We start from the raw sequence: 15,965 nt of genomic DNA, 5'->3' as shown, positions 1-15,965 counted from the left end.
AATGGCTGTTTTGGTTTTAAGGTAGGAATTGAGTGAGAAAACAGCATTGTGAGCGGATATTCACCATAAAAAGTAGAAAGAAAAAGCGATTTAAATAAAATATTTAAATATTACTTTGATATATTTCTATTTAAATTAATTAAAACAATATATTAAGTTTAATTTGTGCGAATGTGATGGGCGGTTTAAGGCGCTAGCTAGGAAGTAGATAAATTTATTAAAAAAGATTTTGCATAAATAACAGTAACTTATATTTTTATGAGTTTGAAAAATAAACATGCAGAAATATTTATTGAGAAAAGGTGTTGCAAGGGATTAGAAATACTGTAGAATGCACATCCATCGGCGGTGATGTTGATTAAAACTTGTTGAGAAACAAGGATTTAGCCCAAGCGGTAAAATCTGGAAGTCTTGAATAGGTTTAAAAATAATTAACAAAACCAGTTGACTTCTTCTTGAAAAAGAGTAGTATAGCCGACCTAGCTTGCTGATGACGAATCAGCAAGAAGATCATTAAGAGATTATGAAGAACAACTTGTGTGGATTTTTACTGATTGATCGATCGAAAATATTTCATTGATTGATGGTAAGAATTACTCGAAGTTTATTTGAGAAATATTTGTCAGAAAATTGATGAGCCAAGATTTGTAGCCATAAGCTACTAATGATTTTAACTGAAGAGTTTGATCATGGCTCAGATTGAACGCTGGCGGCAGGCTTAACACATGCAAGTCGAGCGGGGAAGGGTAGCTTGCTACCTGACCTAGCGGCGGACGGGTGAGTAATGCTTAGGAATCTGCCTATTAGTGGGGGACAACATTCCGAAAGGAATGCTAATACCGCATACGCCCTACGGGGGAAAGCAGGGGATCTTCGGACCTTGCGCTAATAGATGAGCCTAAGTCAGATTAGCTAGTTGGTGGGGTAAAGGCCTACCAAGGCGACGATCTGTAGCGGGTCTGAGAGGATGATCCGCCACACTGGGACTGAGACACGGCCCAGACTCCTACGGGAGGCAGCAGTGGGGAATATTGGACAATGGGCGAAAGCCTGATCCAGCCATGCCGCGTGTGTGAAGAAGGCCTTTTGGTTGTAAAGCACTTTAAGCGAGGAGGAGGCTACTGAGATTAATACTCTTGGATAGTGGACGTTACTCGCAGAATAAGCACCGGCTAACTCTGTGCCAGCAGCCGCGGTAATACAGAGGGTGCGAGCGTTAATCGGATTTACTGGGCGTAAAGCGTGCGTAGGCGGCTTTTTAAGTCGGATGTGAAATCCCTGAGCTTAACTTAGGAATTGCATTCGATACTGGGAAGCTAGAGTATGGGAGAGGATGGTAGAATTCCAGGTGTAGCGGTGAAATGCGTAGAGATCTGGAGGAATACCGATGGCGAAGGCAGCCATCTGGCCTAATACTGACGCTGAGGTACGAAAGCATGGGGAGCAAACAGGATTAGATACCCTGGTAGTCCATGCCGTAAACGATGTCTACTAGCCGTTGGGGCCTTTGAGGCTTTAGTGGCGCAGCTAACGCGATAAGTAGACCGCCTGGGGAGTACGGTCGCAAGACTAAAACTCAAATGAATTGACGGGGGCCCGCACAAGCGGTGGAGCATGTGGTTTAATTCGATGCAACGCGAAGAACCTTACCTGGTCTTGACATAGTAAGAACTTTCCAGAGATGGATTGGTGCCTTCGGGAACTTACATACAGGTGCTGCATGGCTGTCGTCAGCTCGTGTCGTGAGATGTTGGGTTAAGTCCCGCAACGAGCGCAACCCTTTTCCTTATTTGCCAGCGGGTTAAGCCGGGAACTTTAAGGATACTGCCAGTGACAAACTGGAGGAAGGCGGGGACGACGTCAAGTCATCATGGCCCTTACGACCAGGGCTACACACGTGCTACAATGGTCGGTACAAAGGGTTGCTACCTAGCGATAGGATGCTAATCTCAAAAAGCCGATCGTAGTCCGGATTGGAGTCTGCAACTCGACTCCATGAAGTCGGAATCGCTAGTAATCGCGGATCAGAATGCCGCGGTGAATACGTTCCCGGGCCTTGTACACACCGCCCGTCACACCATGGGAATTTGTTGCACCAGAAGTAGGTAGTCTAACCGCAAGGAGGACGCTTACCACGGTGTGGCCGATGACTGGGGTGAAGTCGTAACAAGGTAGCCGTAGGGGAACCTGCGGCTGGATCACCTCCTTAACGAAAGATTGACGATTGGTAAGAATCCACAACAAGTTGTTCTTCATGACGATGTATCTGAGGGTCTGTAGCTCAGTTGGTTAGAGCACACGCTTGATAAGCGTGGGGTCACAAGTTCAAGTCTTGTCAGACCCACCAAATCTGACTAACAAGCATTGTTAAATGCTGAATACAGAAAAACAGAGACATTGACTTATTGATAAGCTGGGGACTTAGCTTAGTTGGTAGAGCGCCTGCTTTGCACGCAGGAGGTCAGGAGTTCGACTCTCCTAGTCTCCACCAAATTTCAAGACAAGAAAAGCATGCTTTTCCTTGAAATTTAAGCAAGAAGCTATGCTTCGCGCAGATAGGTTGGATTACAGAAATTAGTAAGTAGATAACTTATTAACTTCTGTGATTTATCACAGTTTCCTGACCTGACGAAGGCTGGAAAAATCATTAACAGAATATATTTGAGTTGAAATAATTTGTTCATACTCGTTTTTAAGATCGACATTAACAGTGATTTATTACTGATTGATGAAGATTGAAGAAATGAGTTACTAGCGAAATTAACTGAATCAAGCGTTTTGGTATGTGAATTGAATTGAAGCTGTACAGTGTTTAAGTACACAGAGCAACAAACTGTAAGGAAGTGATGAGAAATCATCATAGACTGTCTTAATCCTACTTGTAGGGATTAACGACTGTTTGGGGTTGTATAGTCAAGTAATTAAGTGCATGTGGTGGATGCCTTGGCAGTCAGAGGCGATGAAAGACGTAATAGCCTGCGATAAGCTCCGGGGAGGCGGCAAATATCCTGTGATCCGGAGATTTCTGAATGGGGAAACCCACCTGTCATAAGGCAGGTATCGTATGATGAATACATAGTCATACGAGGCGAACGAGGGGAAGTGAAACATCTCAGTACCCTTAGGAAAAGAAATCAATTGAGATTCCCTCAGTAGCGGCGAGCGAACGGGGAAAAGCCCATTAAGTCATATAAGTTCTAGTGGAATGCTCTGGGAAGTGCAACCATAGTGGGTGATAGTCCTGTACACGAAAGGGCTTATATGATGATGTCGAGTAGGGCGGGGCACGTGAAACCTTGTCTGAATATGGGGGGACCATCCTCCAAGGCTAAATACTCCTGACTGACCGATAGTGAACCAGTACCGTGAGGGAAAGGCGAAAAGAACCCCTGTGAGGGGAGTGAAATAGATCCTGAAACCGCATGCATACAAGCAGTGGGAGCCGACTTGTTCGGTGACTGCGTACCTTTTGTATAATGGGTCAGCGACTTACATTCAGTAGCGAGGTTAACCGCATAGGGGAGCCGTAGAGAAATCGAGTCTTAATAGGGCGTTTAGTTGCTGGGTGTAGACCCGAAACCGGGTGATCTATCCATGAGCAGGTTGAAGGTTGGGTAACACTAACTGGAGGACCGAACCCACTGTCGTTGAAAAGCCAGGGGATGACTTGTGGATAGGGGTGAAAGGCTAATCAAACTCGGTGATAGCTGGTTCTCCCCGAAAGCTATTTAGGTAGCGCCTCGGACGAATACCATTGGGGGTAGAGCACTGTTTCGGCTAGGGGGTCATCCCGACTTACCAAACCGATGCAAACTCCGAATACCAATGAGTACTATCCGGGAGACAGACTGCGGGTGCTAACGTCCGTAGTCAAGAGGAAAACAATCCAGACCGCCAGCTAAGGCCCCAAAATTATAGTTAAGTGGGAAACGATGTGGGAAGGCATAGACAGCTAGGAGGTTGGCTTAGAAGCAGCCACCCTTTAAAGAAAGCGTAATAGCTCACTAGTCGAGTCGGCCTGCGCGGAAGATGTAACGGGGCTAAAACTATATGCCGAAGCTGCGGATTTGCAATTTATTGCAAGTGGTAGGGGAGCGTTCTGTAAGCCGATGAAGGTGTATTGAGAAGTATGCTGGAGGTATCAGAAGTGCGAATGCTGACGTGAGTAACGACAATGCGAGTGAAAAACTCGCACGCTGAAAGACCAAGGGTTCCAGTCCAACGTTAATCGGGGCTGGGTGAGTCGACCCCTAAGGCGAGGCCGAGAGGCGTAGTCGATGGGAAATTGGTTAATATTCCAATACTTCTATGTAATGCGATGAGAGGACGGAGAAGGTTAAGTCAGCCTGGCGTTGGTTGTCCAGGTGGAAGGTTGTAGGCATGTATCTTAGGCAAATCCGGGGTACTCTATGCTGAGAACTGATAGCAAGCTGTACTTGTACAGTGAAGTGGCTGATACCATGCTTCCAGGAAAAGTCTCTAAGCTTCAGTTACATAGGAATCGTACCCGAAACCGACACAGGTGGTCAGGTCGAGTAGACCAAAGCGCTTGAGAGAACTCTGCTGAAGGAACTAGGCAAAATGGTACCGTAACTTCGGGAGAAGGTACGCTGCCGACGGTGATAGGATTTACTCCTTGAGCTATTGGCAGCCACAGAAACCAGGCCCCTGCAACTGTTTATTAAAAACATAGCACTCTGCAAACACGAAAGTGGACGTATAGGGTGTGATGCCTGCCCGGTGCTGGAAGGTTAATTGATGGGGTTAGCGTAAGCGAAGCTCTTGATCGAAGCCCCAGTAAACGGCGGCCGTAACTATAACGGTCCTAAGGTAGCGAAATTCCTTGTCGGGTAAGTTCCGACCTGCACGAATGGCATAATGATGGGGGCGCTGTCTCCAGCAGAGACTCAGTGAAATCGAATTCGCCGTGAAGATGCGGTGTACCCGCGGCTAGACGGAAAGACCCCGTGAACCTTTACTGCAGCTTGACATTGAACTTTGATCTTACTTGTGTAGGATAGGTGGGAGGCTTTGAAACCGAGACGCTAGTTTCGGTGGAGCCAATCTTGAAATACCACCCTGGTAATATTGAGGTTCTAACTCTGTCCCGTTATCCGGGACGAGGACCATGTCTGGTGGGTAGTTTGACTGGGGCGGTCTCCTCCTAAAGAGTAACGGAGGAGTACGAAGGTGCGCTCAGCGTGGTCGGAAATCACGCGTAGAGTATAAAGGCAAAAGCGCGCTTAACTGCGAGACCCACAAGTCGAGCAGGTACGAAAGTAGGTCTTAGTGATCCGGTGGTTCTGTATGGAAGGGCCATCGCTCAACGGATAAAAGGTACTCTGGGGATAACAGGCTGATACCGCCCAAGAGTTCATATCGACGGCGGTGTTTGGCACCTCGATGTCGGCTCATCTCATCCTGGGGCTGAAGCAGGTCCCAAGGGTATGGCTGTTCGCCATTTAAAGAGGTACGCGAGCTGGGTTTAGAACGTCGTGAGACAGTTCGGTCCCTATCTACCGTGGGCGTTGGAAATTTGAGAGGATCTGCTCCTAGTACGAGAGGACCAGAGTGGACGAACCTCTGGTGTACCGGTTGTGACGCCAGTCGCATCGCCGGGTAGCTATGTTCGGAAGGGATAACCGCTGAAAGCATCTAAGCGGGAAGCCTACCTCAAGATAAGATTTCCCTAGGACTTTATGTCCTCTAAAGAGCCGTTGAAGACTACGACGTTGATAGGTTGGATGTGGAAGCATAGTGATATGTGAAGCTGACCAATACTAATTGCTCGTGAGGCTTGACTATACAACACCCAAACAGTTGGTGTTGTGGTTCAAATCACTGCAAACAACTTGATTTAGTTATAAAGCTAGATACATGAGCGAGGAATAAACAAACATTAATTATGTTTGTCCGAGCGCAAGACATAAAGCTATGCTTTATGTTAAAATCAACTCAAATATACCTGTTAATAACTCATTTGATGAAAGTTAGGCATACACAATGTGTAAATAAGACCCAACGAATAGTCATAAACAGTTGTGCTGGCGACAATAGCAAGAGTGAACCACCTGATCCCTTCCCGAACTCAGAAGTGAAACCTCTTAGCGCTGATGGTAGTGTGGAGTTATCCATGTGAGAGTAAGTCATCGCCAGCTCATTAATTCTAAATCCCCCTCCGCTAAGCGCTGAGGGGGATTTTTTTATGTGTGAAATAATAAAAATGAACGAATCAATCGTCTAATTGAGGTTTAGGACAGGTTTCTACATACTGATTTACTTATTTATCGATCATGACATTTAATCTACCCAACATTTTTGTTTTAAAATTTTTAAAAAATTGGATAGTCGATCAAATGCTCATAGTTTGTTAGCAATATCTTTAAATGGAATAATGAGTATGTCTAATAAAATTCAATATCAACTGAAAAAACTTCCTTTAATCTCATGTGCGTTGTTGAGCTGTTTGGCTTTTGGGCAAGTACATGCTGTATCTAATGATCAGGTCAAACATCTGGTTGAGTCAGAAAAAAAGAATTATTTAAATACTCTAGAGGCTTTAGTCAATATTGAGTCGGGGAGTAAAGATCTTGTCGGCGTGAATAAGATAGCCAAATATGTCGCTGAACAATTAAAAATGACAGGAGCTGAGGTCAGTATTGTAGAAGCTAAAGATATATATCGTATGGATGATACGCCCCAACAGACTGGTCCAATGGTAAAAGCTGTTTTAAAGGGTAAAGGCAGCAGTAAAATTATGCTAATTGCTCATATGGATACGGTGTATTTAACAGGAATGTTGAAAGACCAACCTTTTAAAATGGAAGGGGATAAAGTTTTTGGTCTTGGAATTTTAGATGATAAACAGGGGGTTGCTGCGATTATTCATACGCTTGATCTTTTGAAAAAGTTGAATTATCAAGACTATGGCACGATCACAATCTTACTTAACTCCGATGAGGAGATCAGTTCGCCAGGTTCACGCAAACTGATTACTGAAACTGCACAAGACCAAGATGTGGTTTTGTCATTTGAGGGTGGTGGTAAAGATGGCAGTTTACGATTAGCCACCAGTGGGATTGGTGCAGCATATTTAGAGGTTCACGGGAAATCTGCACATGCAGGGGTTAAGCCTGAAGCAGGCATAAATGCACTGACAGAATTATCACATCAAATCTTACAGTTACAAGATTTATCCAATCTTAAAACAGGGTTGAAATTAAACTGGACTGTAGCGAGTGCAGGTAAAGTGCGTAACGTGATTCCAGACCTTGCGACTGCACAAGCAGATGTTCGTGCTTTGCAAGTTAAAGATTTTCAGCAAGTGGAACGTGTATTACAGCAAAGGATTAAACGTAAAAAGTTAGCTGATAGTGAAGTTAAGTTAAAGTTTGAAATGCGTCGCCCACCTTTAATGGCAAATCCACAGGCAAAAAAATTGGCTGAACAAGCACAGCTTATTTACAAAAATGATTTTAACTTACCAATGAAGGTCTTAACTGAAGCAACAGGTGGTGGTACAGATGCAGCATTTGCTGGCTTAAATTCGAAAGCAGCGATTTTAGAAGGCATGGGCTTATCTGGTGATGGTGCACATTCGAATAATGCTGAATATATTCTGGTCGAAAGTATTGTGCCGCGTTTATATTTAGCGACAAAGTTGATTATGGACTTATCGACCGCTCAAAAATAATAAAGTTGGTATGAAAGAACTCAACTGATTGAGTTTTTACATGATGAAAGATGGTGTTTATTTTTAGTAGCATCTTTCATTAATCTAAATATTAGAATCTTAAAAGGAAATGGGTGATATCTTAAATAAAAACTATATAAAGTGAGGGATATTCTGAGAGATCGGCATAGCTATAGTTGATGTTAATTTTTCATTCTTTGCTGCATAATTCAGCTGAGTCAGTTGGGTCTCGATGTATTGCTTACTGTCCCAAGTGATTGGACATTGATCTTTATTCTTTAAGGAATGAAGGGCCAGCTTTTGTCTCTTCACTGTCAAATTGTTTCTTTTTAAATAAAAACTTCGAAATTACGTTTGCATAAAAAAATAAATGATAACGTGCTGTATATGATGCTTTTTTAACCAAGCAAGCTGAATGTAATTCATGGTAAAATGATCGGCTTTCATCTTTGATCTTTATTTGAGATCTTTCATCTGCCAGCCGAGAATTGCTAGCCATGTCTACTGCTTATACTATGCAGACCGCGCCTAAAGCGTTGTTTGATTACGACAAATATTGGGCGTCATGTTTTGAACCTGCGCCATTTTTGCCGATGTCGCGCGAGGAAATGGACCAACTCGGTTGGGATAGTTGTGACTTTATTTTGGTCTGTGGTGATGCGTATATCGACCATCCATCATTTTGTTCGGGCATTATTGGCCGTACGTTAGAAGCACAAGGTTTCCGTGTCGGGATTATTGCACAACCTGATTGGACTAATGTTGAAGCATTTCGAGTTTTGGGTAAGCCAAATATCGCTTGGGGTGTGACTGCTGGGAACATGGATTCGATGATCAACCGTTATACGGCTGATCGTAAAATTCGTTCTGATGATGCCTATTCGCCAGATAATTTACCCAATAAACGTCCAGACCGTGCAGCAACGGTGTATTGCCAACGTGTGCGTGAAGCATTTCCAGATGTACCTGTATTGTTAGGTGGAATTGAAGCATCTTTACGTCGTATTGCACATTATGACTATTGGTCAGACAAAGTTCGTCGTTCAGTGTTGATGGACTCAAAAGCCGATCTTTTGATGTATGGTAATGGTGAGCGTTCAATTACTGAAGTGATGCATCGCTTAGCCAAAGGCGAAAAAATTCACGAAATTACAGATGTTCGTGGCACGGCATTTATCGTGAATAAGTTAAACCGTCCATCTAAAGCCAAGTTTGTGGAAATTGCATCGAATGATGTGGATACCATTGGTCGTGTCGATCCGATTATCAATCCTTATGTGATGACTGAAGATTTAGATGGCTGTGAAATTGAAAAAGATAAGGGTAATTCTTTAACCCAATACCAAAATTTCCAAAAAGAAATTGTGACGAATCAAATTGTTCGTGAAGGGGATCAACTCGATCCTGATACACAAATTGTGCAGTTACAGCCGTCTTCAAAGGCAATTAAACATAAATTACCGCCGCGTGAGCTGGCTGTGATTCGCTTGCCTGCATTTGAAGCGGTGGCAGATGATCCCGTTTTATATGCACATGCCAACCGTATTTTGCACCTTGAAACCAATCCAGGAAATGCTCGTGCATTGGTACAAAAGCATGGCGAGCGTGATGTCTGGTTAAATGCTCCACCGATTCCGTTAACGACGGAAGAAATGGACTATGTATTTGATTTACCTTATGCACGTCTACCACATCCTGTCTATGGCGATGCCCGTTTCCCTGCATTTGACATGATTAAGTTCTCTGTGAACATCATGCGGGGTTGTTTTGGTGGTTGTACTTTCTGTTCGATTACAGAACATGAAGGACGCATCATTCAAAACCGTTCAGAAGAATCAATTTTACGTGAAGTTGAAAAGATTCGTGATACTGCACCGGGTTTTACCGGCATCATTTCTGACTTGGGTGGCCCAACTGCAAACATGTATCGTTTGCACTGTAAAGACCCTGAAATTGAAAAGAACTGTCGTAAACCATCCTGTGTTTATCCGGGCGTATGTCAAAACCTACATACCGATCATGCACCTTTAACGCAGCTATATCGTAAAGCACGTGCCATTAAAGGCATTAAAAAGATTCTGATTGGTTCAGGCTTGCGCTATGACTTGGCGGTGTTAAACCCTGAATATGTCAAAGAATTGGTACAGCATCATGTTGGTGGTTATTTAAAAATTGCGCCTGAACATACCGAAAAAGGTCCATTGTCTAAGATGATGAAACCGGGCATCGGAACCTATGATCGTTTCAAGCAAATGTTTGATCGTTTCAGTAAGGAAGCAGGTAAAGAGCAATATTTAATTCCGTACTTTATCGCAGCGCATCCGGGTACGACCGAATATGACATGATGAATTTGGCGATTTGGTTGAAGAAAAATGGTTTCCGTGCCGATCAGGTACAGACTTTCTATCCATCACCAATGGCAACCGCGACCACCATGTATCACACGGGTAAAAACCCATTAGCTAAAGTGGCGCGATATACTGAAGATGTTGATATTGTGAAAGGTGAGAAGCGTCGTCGTCTGCATAAAGCCTTCTTGCGTTATCATGATCCAAACAACTGGCCATTATTACGTGAAGCTTTAAAGGAGATGGGCCGCCAAGATTTGATTGGCAACTCGAAACAGCATTTGATTCCAACCTATCAACCGCAAGGGACAGAAGGTCAGTATCAGTCTGCTCGGAAGAAAAACTCAACCGTGGATGGCGATTCGCAAAAACGTAATGGTGATAGCCGTAACCAACAAGCGAAAAATCAATCGCGTCCATCAAATACCAAAAAGCGTCCTGAGCGCGGTCAGATTTTAACGCAGCATACAGGTTTACCACCGCGTGAAGCAGGTGATGCCAAGAAGCCATTTGGACATTCAAAGTCAAAACCAAAGTCTAAGTCACGTGCTTAATCGCAATTGAATATAAAAAAGGATGCTACGGCATCCTTTTTTAGGATTGATCTTTTTTATTGCGTTAGAAAAATAACTCAAAGATTGGCTTTTCTGCCATACGTCTGGAAAATTGGGTCAGTCCAAAGAATCATATTGCACGTGAATGGATCACTCTATTACAGTGTAGATAGGCTAAAGAGCCAAAATTTCATTTAGATTAAAACAAAACGTGTTACAACGAATGACATTGCAAAAAATTGTTTAGTTTTATCAGCGTTTGTTTGATTTTAGCTTTAGTTTTTTTATTGCGTGGTTTGGATAAATGGTCAGTAGGTTATACTGATCGAATAAAAATGGTTGTGATACCGAAAATTATAATAAAGATCAAAAGGATGCAAATATGACAACTTATATGGTAATTGGTAGCGTGTTGTTGATACTGGTCATGATTTTAGCGAGTAAAGCGTTGATCCCTAAGACCAAGCAGCAAGATAGTGCATTAAGACAACGTGCTATTTTTAGTATGCATGAGCAACTGACTTATACTCGTTTGAAAGAAATTTTACCGCATCATACTGTGCTGGCACATGTATCTTATGATGCCTTACTCACGACAAAATTTTCGCGTACACGAAATAAATACCGCAATTTGGTGGCTGATTTTGTCATTGTGGATAGTGCACAACAAGTTTTGGCAGTGGTTGCCTTAGAAGATCCGCTTTCACTGAAACGTCCACAAAAGGCACAGTTTCAGGATGCGATCCTTGATATGGCTGGCTATAAAGTGATTCGTTATGAAGAAGTGCCTGACTATCATCAGTTACGTGAAGATTTTTATGGCGATCTCTATGCTTCATCGCGTTTGACTAAAGATACGCGTGTGGCCAAAAAATATGATTACTATAATGCTGCACAAACTCGAAAATTACGTCTGATCGGCTAACTCAATCTCAGCGCGCAGCATAAAAACATGAAAACTCATGTTTTTATGCTGCGTGTATTTTTATGCAGGTTGCACTGCAACAACGGTTAACTCTACCAATACTCGTGGATCATAAAGTTTAGCTTCAACACAGGTACGGGGTAAGGCATCAATATCTGCAACCCAAGCGTCCCATACTTCATTGAAAGCTGCATAGTCTTGTTCAATATTCTTCAAATAAATCGTTACCGATAAGATATGGCTTTTATCTGTGCCTGCATCAGCTAAAAATTGGTCAATCATGTCGAATGTTTGTTGGGTTTGACCTTTAATATCGAGATCAAAGTCAGACGCCAATTGACCTGCCAAATGAACGAGGTTGCCAGCAATTGCAACTTCAGAAAAACGATTTGAGACATGCAAACGTTGAACCGTCATGATGTATGCATCCTGTGTGATGAGTATAAAAATAGAACATGAAAAGTAGTTCAATAGCCTACCACAAACTCATGTATGACAGATGGCTACGATGTTGGCTTTCAATCAGGTGCAGAATTTTACAGCTTGAAGGATCCTATCTATTGTTATAAGTGCATGTGAACAGAGGATGGGTTCAATATCTTGACGTGGGAATTACAAAAAATGAAGCAACGCGATTAATAGTTCAATCTTATTCGGGCTTTATAAAAGTATATTTTTAAATATTGGATTATTCTGATGCTAGAGCGCTGCTCTGTAATATAGAGGGGGAATACCATGATAAATATCAGAGATGTCCTGTAATCTTCGGATTTGATCGTCACGCCAATCACAGGACGTATGCTAAAAGTAAAGGTAAGTTTTAGCATCTCAGCGGTTACATGGATAAATGCAGCGCGTCATTAGATTACTCTAAAAACACAGTTTGTGAATGCTAAATTGCATTATTTTTGTTCTTTTGGTTAAAAAATGACTCATTGAGCAATCACTCAGACCATAGAGAGCTGGGGTAAAGGTTCTTGAGTCGAAAGTGCATAGACCCCAACACCGATAAGACGAAATTGTTGATCCGGTGTGATTTGCATTTCTTTGAGTAAGATATCTAAGGTCATTTGTAGTTCAGTTTGATGCTTTAATGGCGTTTTGAAGCTTTTACTGTGCTGTAGGGTTTGAAAGTTTTTCAGTTTCAGTTTGACGGTGACACCGCGGGCATACAGTTGCTTTTTCTCTAAGCTTTGCCAGACTTGTGCAATCAACTTGGGCCAAAATGGGAGACATTGTTCAAGGATTAAGTCATCATCAAAAGTGGTTTCTTTTGAAATTTGCTGACGTTCTCGTTCCGCTTGTACAGGACGCTCATCAATCCCTTGTGCATAGAGATAGAGCTGTTTTCCATACTTGCCAAAATGATGAATCAGGATATTTTCATCTACATGCTGTAAATCACCTAAAGTTTCAAGTTTGAGCGCATGTAATTTTTCTTGCATGACTTTACCCACTCCGGGGATTTTTTTAAGCGGCAAGTGCTGAATAAACTGCTGAACTTGTGAGGGTTTAATCACGCAGATACCATTGGGTTTATTCCAGTCCGAAGCAACTTTGGCTAGAAACTTATTCGGTGCTACACCCGCAGAGGCGGTCAGTCCTGTGCTCTGAAAAATATCAGCACGGATGCGTTCAGCAACCTCTGTGGCGCTGGCCAGTTGTTGTAAATTTTCCGTCACATCTAAATAAGCTTCATCTAATGAAAGCGTTTCAATGAGTGTGGTATAACGCTGAAAAATTGTATGAATTTGCTCTGAGACCGTACGATATTTAGCGAAATTAGGTTCAATTACTATCACTTGAGGGCAGCGTTTTTTGGCTTGAGTCATCGACATGGCAGAGCGGAGTCCGTATCTACGTGCAGGGTAGGATGCGGCAGCAATGACGGCACGAGGATGATGTGAAGAAATCACTACAGGTAAATGCTTTAAGTCAGGACGATCAAGTAACTCCACCGAGGCATAGAAGGCATCCATGTCGATGTGAATGATTTTTCGCATGTTGAATTTTAATGTTGAAACCTAAGTCAGTATTGCACTATTCAGATCGATTGCGTAGTCCTGTATGCGGCATAAGCGACAGAATTTGACTTGGTATTTTTGTATTTGAACTTCAATGCTGAGCTTGAAACTGCTTACTTGATCGGTAAGTTTTGTGGCGGTTGATAAAGCCCTTGGCGCTCTAAAAAGCTGATCCAATCTTGCTCTGAGCCTTGAAATACATTGAGATCCACCAAGGTTGGTATGCCTTTAATTTGACCTTGGCTGGTGTGTTGCCAAAAGGTCCATTTCGGATTGCCTTTGAGCTCAGGCTTGCCTTGATATTCACGAATCCAAAGGGGAGTTTGTTTAAATTCATCGACCAAAACAATATTATAAAATGCTTTAGATGTATAAAAAATGGGTTGCAAACCATAGTGTTTATACAGTTGGTCGTGCATGACCTGAATCTCTTTGAGCAGCTGTTCTCTGGTATAGGTGTTGATACAGTTGCTGTCATATTCCAAATCAATCACAGGCGGCAAACTATCCGTTTTCTTCGGCACAGTTTCGATAAAGTTTTGCGCCTGAATCTGGCCATCACGGCATAAACGATAAAAATGATAAGCCCCGACTAAAAAGCCTTGTTCACGGGCTTTGAGCCAATTGTCCTGAAATTTACGGTCTTTGAAATCGCCCCCTTCAGTGGCTTTTAAATAGACGAATTTAAACTCTTGGGGAGAAATGGATTGCCATTGAATATCGCCCTGATGATGAGACACATCAAAGCCTTTTATCGGATACTCTTGGGCAGATGCGACATTGTTCTGCAAGAAAAAATAGGTGATTCCCAGTCCGACACATAGCATCACTACACAGGCAATTATGTAATAGAGATATGAGGTTTTTGACGGCGTGGAAACTTTTTTTCTTGCGGACATGCTTTTGCAGGTATTGGTTTTTAGCTCATCATCATAGCTCGAATTTGTGGAACTGACCATGATGATTATGGTCAGTGAATGGCAGCACTTTGTATCTGTTATTCATCCACGGTATCTTTGGGGATATGCCAGAAAATAGCTGCGGTAATCAGGTTAATACAGCCCAAAACAATTAAAGTGTTATGGAATGCCATGACGATATGATCTGTACCCAAATATGCGGTAAAGACATTGACTAAAGTACCTGCCAAAGCCACGCCAATACTCATCGATACCATCATGATCATCGACAAGAAACTGTTGCCACTGCTGGCATCTTGTTGCGGTAAATCTTTCAGCGTGAGGGTATTCATAGACACAAATTGCAGGGAGTTCAGCATGCCAAAAACAAAGAAATGCAGTGCGCGCAGCCAAGTTGGGGTGTCTGCGGTATTGAGGGCAAAACTGGCGATACATGCACCGACCAACAAGGTGTTAACCAAAAGCACGTGGCGATAACCAAAGCGCTGAATCAAGTGACGAATGATGGGTTTAGACGCCAGTGAACCCAGCACGGTCGGAATCATTAAGAGTCCGGTCACAAAGGGTTCAAAGCCGAAAGCCACTTGGAGCATGAGTGGCATTAAAAAGGGCATGGCATTGCCACCGAGGCGAGCAAAGAAGTTACCTAAAATACCCACGGCATAAATGCGGTTACGAAACAGTTTACTGCGAAATAGCGCATTTTGATGTGTATGTGCATGATAGGCATACCAAAGCGCAGTCGCCAAGCTCAGTACAATCAGCCCAATACTCCACCATAAAGTCAGGTGCGGACTGGCAAAATTTTCAATCCCTAAAGATAGTCCTGCCATGGCGATCACCAACAGGATAAAACCCCAAAAGTCAAAACGAGGCACATTCTGCTCGGTGACATTCGGCATGGCTTCAAAACTAATCAGGACCCCTAACAGTCCCATGGGGAGGTTAATCAGGAAAATCCAATGCCATGTACTGACTTCGACCAACCAGCCCCCGAGTGTTGGCCCGATCAGTGGACCAATTAGTCCCGCGAGACTCATCAAACTCATGGCCGATAAGAATTGCGTCCGCGGAATGACCTTGAGCATGGCTAAACGGCCAACAGGGAGTAATAATGCACCACCCACACCTTGTAGTACGCGATAGAACAATAACTCATTTAAGCTTTCAGAAAAGCCACAGCCCAGTGAGGCAAGGGTAAAAATGATAATGGCACTGAAATAGGTATTGCGCACTCCAAAACGGTCGGCGAGCCAGCCACTCAAGGGAATACAGGCAGCAACGGCAAGCACATAGGCCACCACCACGCTATGCATTTGGAGCGGATCTTCATTCAAACTGGCTGCCATAGCGGGTAGAGCGGTATTCACAATGGTGGTATCTAAGCCTTGCATAAAAAAGCCAATCGAAACCAAAAGTACCAAAAGACGGTACTCAGGAGCGAGTGCTTGATGGGTCGGCGTTTGGTTCATAGATACAACAAAGTGAAATTTTTAAACA

The 15,965-nt window shown here is 43.1% G+C and carries 8 protein-coding genes, 2 tRNA genes and 3 rRNA genes; 8 read left to right on the top strand and 5 right to left on the bottom strand.

Annotation, left to right across the window (positions count from 1 at the left end; genetic code table 11):
- Positions 1 to 671: 671 nt before the first annotated feature.
- The 6 genes from ACFN7Z_RS16695 to ACFN7Z_RS16670 all read left to right on the top strand — a co-directional run bounded on the left by ACFN7Z_RS16695 (position 672) and on the right by ACFN7Z_RS16670 (position 7,693).
- Positions 672 to 2,209, top strand: a 16S ribosomal RNA gene (locus ACFN7Z_RS16695).
- A 61-nt stretch (positions 2,210 to 2,270) separates the two neighbouring features.
- Positions 2,271 to 2,347, top strand: a tRNA-Ile gene (locus tag ACFN7Z_RS16690).
- Between the two features lie 68 nt (positions 2,348 to 2,415).
- Positions 2,416 to 2,491: transfer RNA gene (locus ACFN7Z_RS16685), tRNA-Ala, on the top strand.
- 420 nt (positions 2,492 to 2,911) lie between these two features.
- Positions 2,912 to 5,805 (top strand): 23S ribosomal RNA (locus tag ACFN7Z_RS16680).
- Positions 5,806 to 6,043: 238 nt separating this feature from the next.
- Positions 6,044 to 6,158, top strand: a 5S ribosomal RNA gene (gene rrf / locus ACFN7Z_RS16675).
- The 16S, 23S and 5S rRNA genes sit together here with 2 tRNA genes alongside, the layout of an rRNA operon.
- A 242-nt stretch (positions 6,159 to 6,400) precedes the next feature.
- Entirely contained in the window at positions 6,401 to 7,693 is a 1,293-nt protein-coding gene (locus tag ACFN7Z_RS16670; protein WP_010325665.1) for a glutamate carboxypeptidase, read from the top strand.
- 271 nt (positions 7,694 to 7,964) lie between these two features.
- Here ACFN7Z_RS16670 and ACFN7Z_RS16665 read toward each other — a convergent pair whose 3' ends face one another.
- The gene (locus ACFN7Z_RS16665; protein WP_010325666.1) at positions 7,965 to 8,192 is read right to left on the bottom strand and encodes a hypothetical protein; all 228 of its coding nucleotides are present in this window, start codon (positions 8,190 to 8,192) and stop codon (positions 7,965 to 7,967) included.
- Between ACFN7Z_RS16665 and ACFN7Z_RS16660 the strand changes: the two genes are divergently transcribed.
- Both ACFN7Z_RS16660 and ACFN7Z_RS16655 read left to right on the top strand, forming a co-directional pair.
- On the top strand, positions 8,191 to 10,596 hold the full coding sequence (locus ACFN7Z_RS16660; RefSeq protein WP_010325667.1) for a YgiQ family radical SAM protein: 2,406 nt from the start codon (positions 8,191 to 8,193) through the stop codon (positions 10,594 to 10,596). The genes ACFN7Z_RS16665 and ACFN7Z_RS16660 overlap by 2 nt on opposite strands.
- Positions 10,597 to 10,978: 382 nt before the next feature.
- The gene (locus ACFN7Z_RS16655) at positions 10,979 to 11,521 is read left to right on the top strand and encodes a DUF2726 domain-containing protein (RefSeq protein ID WP_010325668.1); all 543 of its coding nucleotides are present in this window, start codon (positions 10,979 to 10,981) and stop codon (positions 11,519 to 11,521) included.
- A gap of 60 nt (positions 11,522 to 11,581) precedes the next feature.
- Here ACFN7Z_RS16655 and ACFN7Z_RS16650 read toward each other — a convergent pair whose 3' ends face one another.
- The 4 genes from ACFN7Z_RS16650 to mdtD all read right to left on the bottom strand — a co-directional run bounded on the left by ACFN7Z_RS16650 (position 11,582) and on the right by mdtD (position 15,937).
- On the bottom strand, positions 11,582 to 11,938 hold the full coding sequence (locus ACFN7Z_RS16650) for a RidA family protein (RefSeq protein WP_010325669.1): 357 nt from the start codon (positions 11,936 to 11,938) through the stop codon (positions 11,582 to 11,584).
- A 530-nt stretch (positions 11,939 to 12,468) separates the two neighbouring features.
- Positions 12,469 to 13,524: a DNA polymerase IV gene (gene dinB, locus ACFN7Z_RS16645; RefSeq protein ID WP_395442255.1), complete on the bottom strand. Its 1,056-nt coding sequence runs from the start codon at positions 13,522 to 13,524 to the stop codon at positions 12,469 to 12,471.
- A gap of 134 nt (positions 13,525 to 13,658) precedes the next feature.
- The gene (locus tag ACFN7Z_RS16640; RefSeq protein ID WP_010325671.1) at positions 13,659 to 14,372 is read right to left on the bottom strand and encodes a GH25 family lysozyme; all 714 of its coding nucleotides are present in this window, start codon (positions 14,370 to 14,372) and stop codon (positions 13,659 to 13,661) included.
- A gap of 170 nt (positions 14,373 to 14,542) precedes the next feature.
- Positions 14,543 to 15,937, bottom strand: a complete 1,395-nt coding sequence (gene mdtD / locus ACFN7Z_RS16635; RefSeq protein ID WP_010325672.1) for a multidrug transporter subunit MdtD — start codon at positions 15,935 to 15,937, stop codon at positions 14,543 to 14,545.
- Positions 15,938 to 15,965: the final 28 nt, after the last annotated feature.

Origin of the sequence: Acinetobacter sp. P1332 (assembly GCF_044057475.1) — a bacterium.
In the GTDB taxonomy this organism is placed as follows: Bacteria; Pseudomonadota; Gammaproteobacteria; order Pseudomonadales; family Moraxellaceae; genus Acinetobacter; species Acinetobacter johnsonii.
This window is presented reverse-complemented; position numbering and strand designations above follow the sequence as displayed.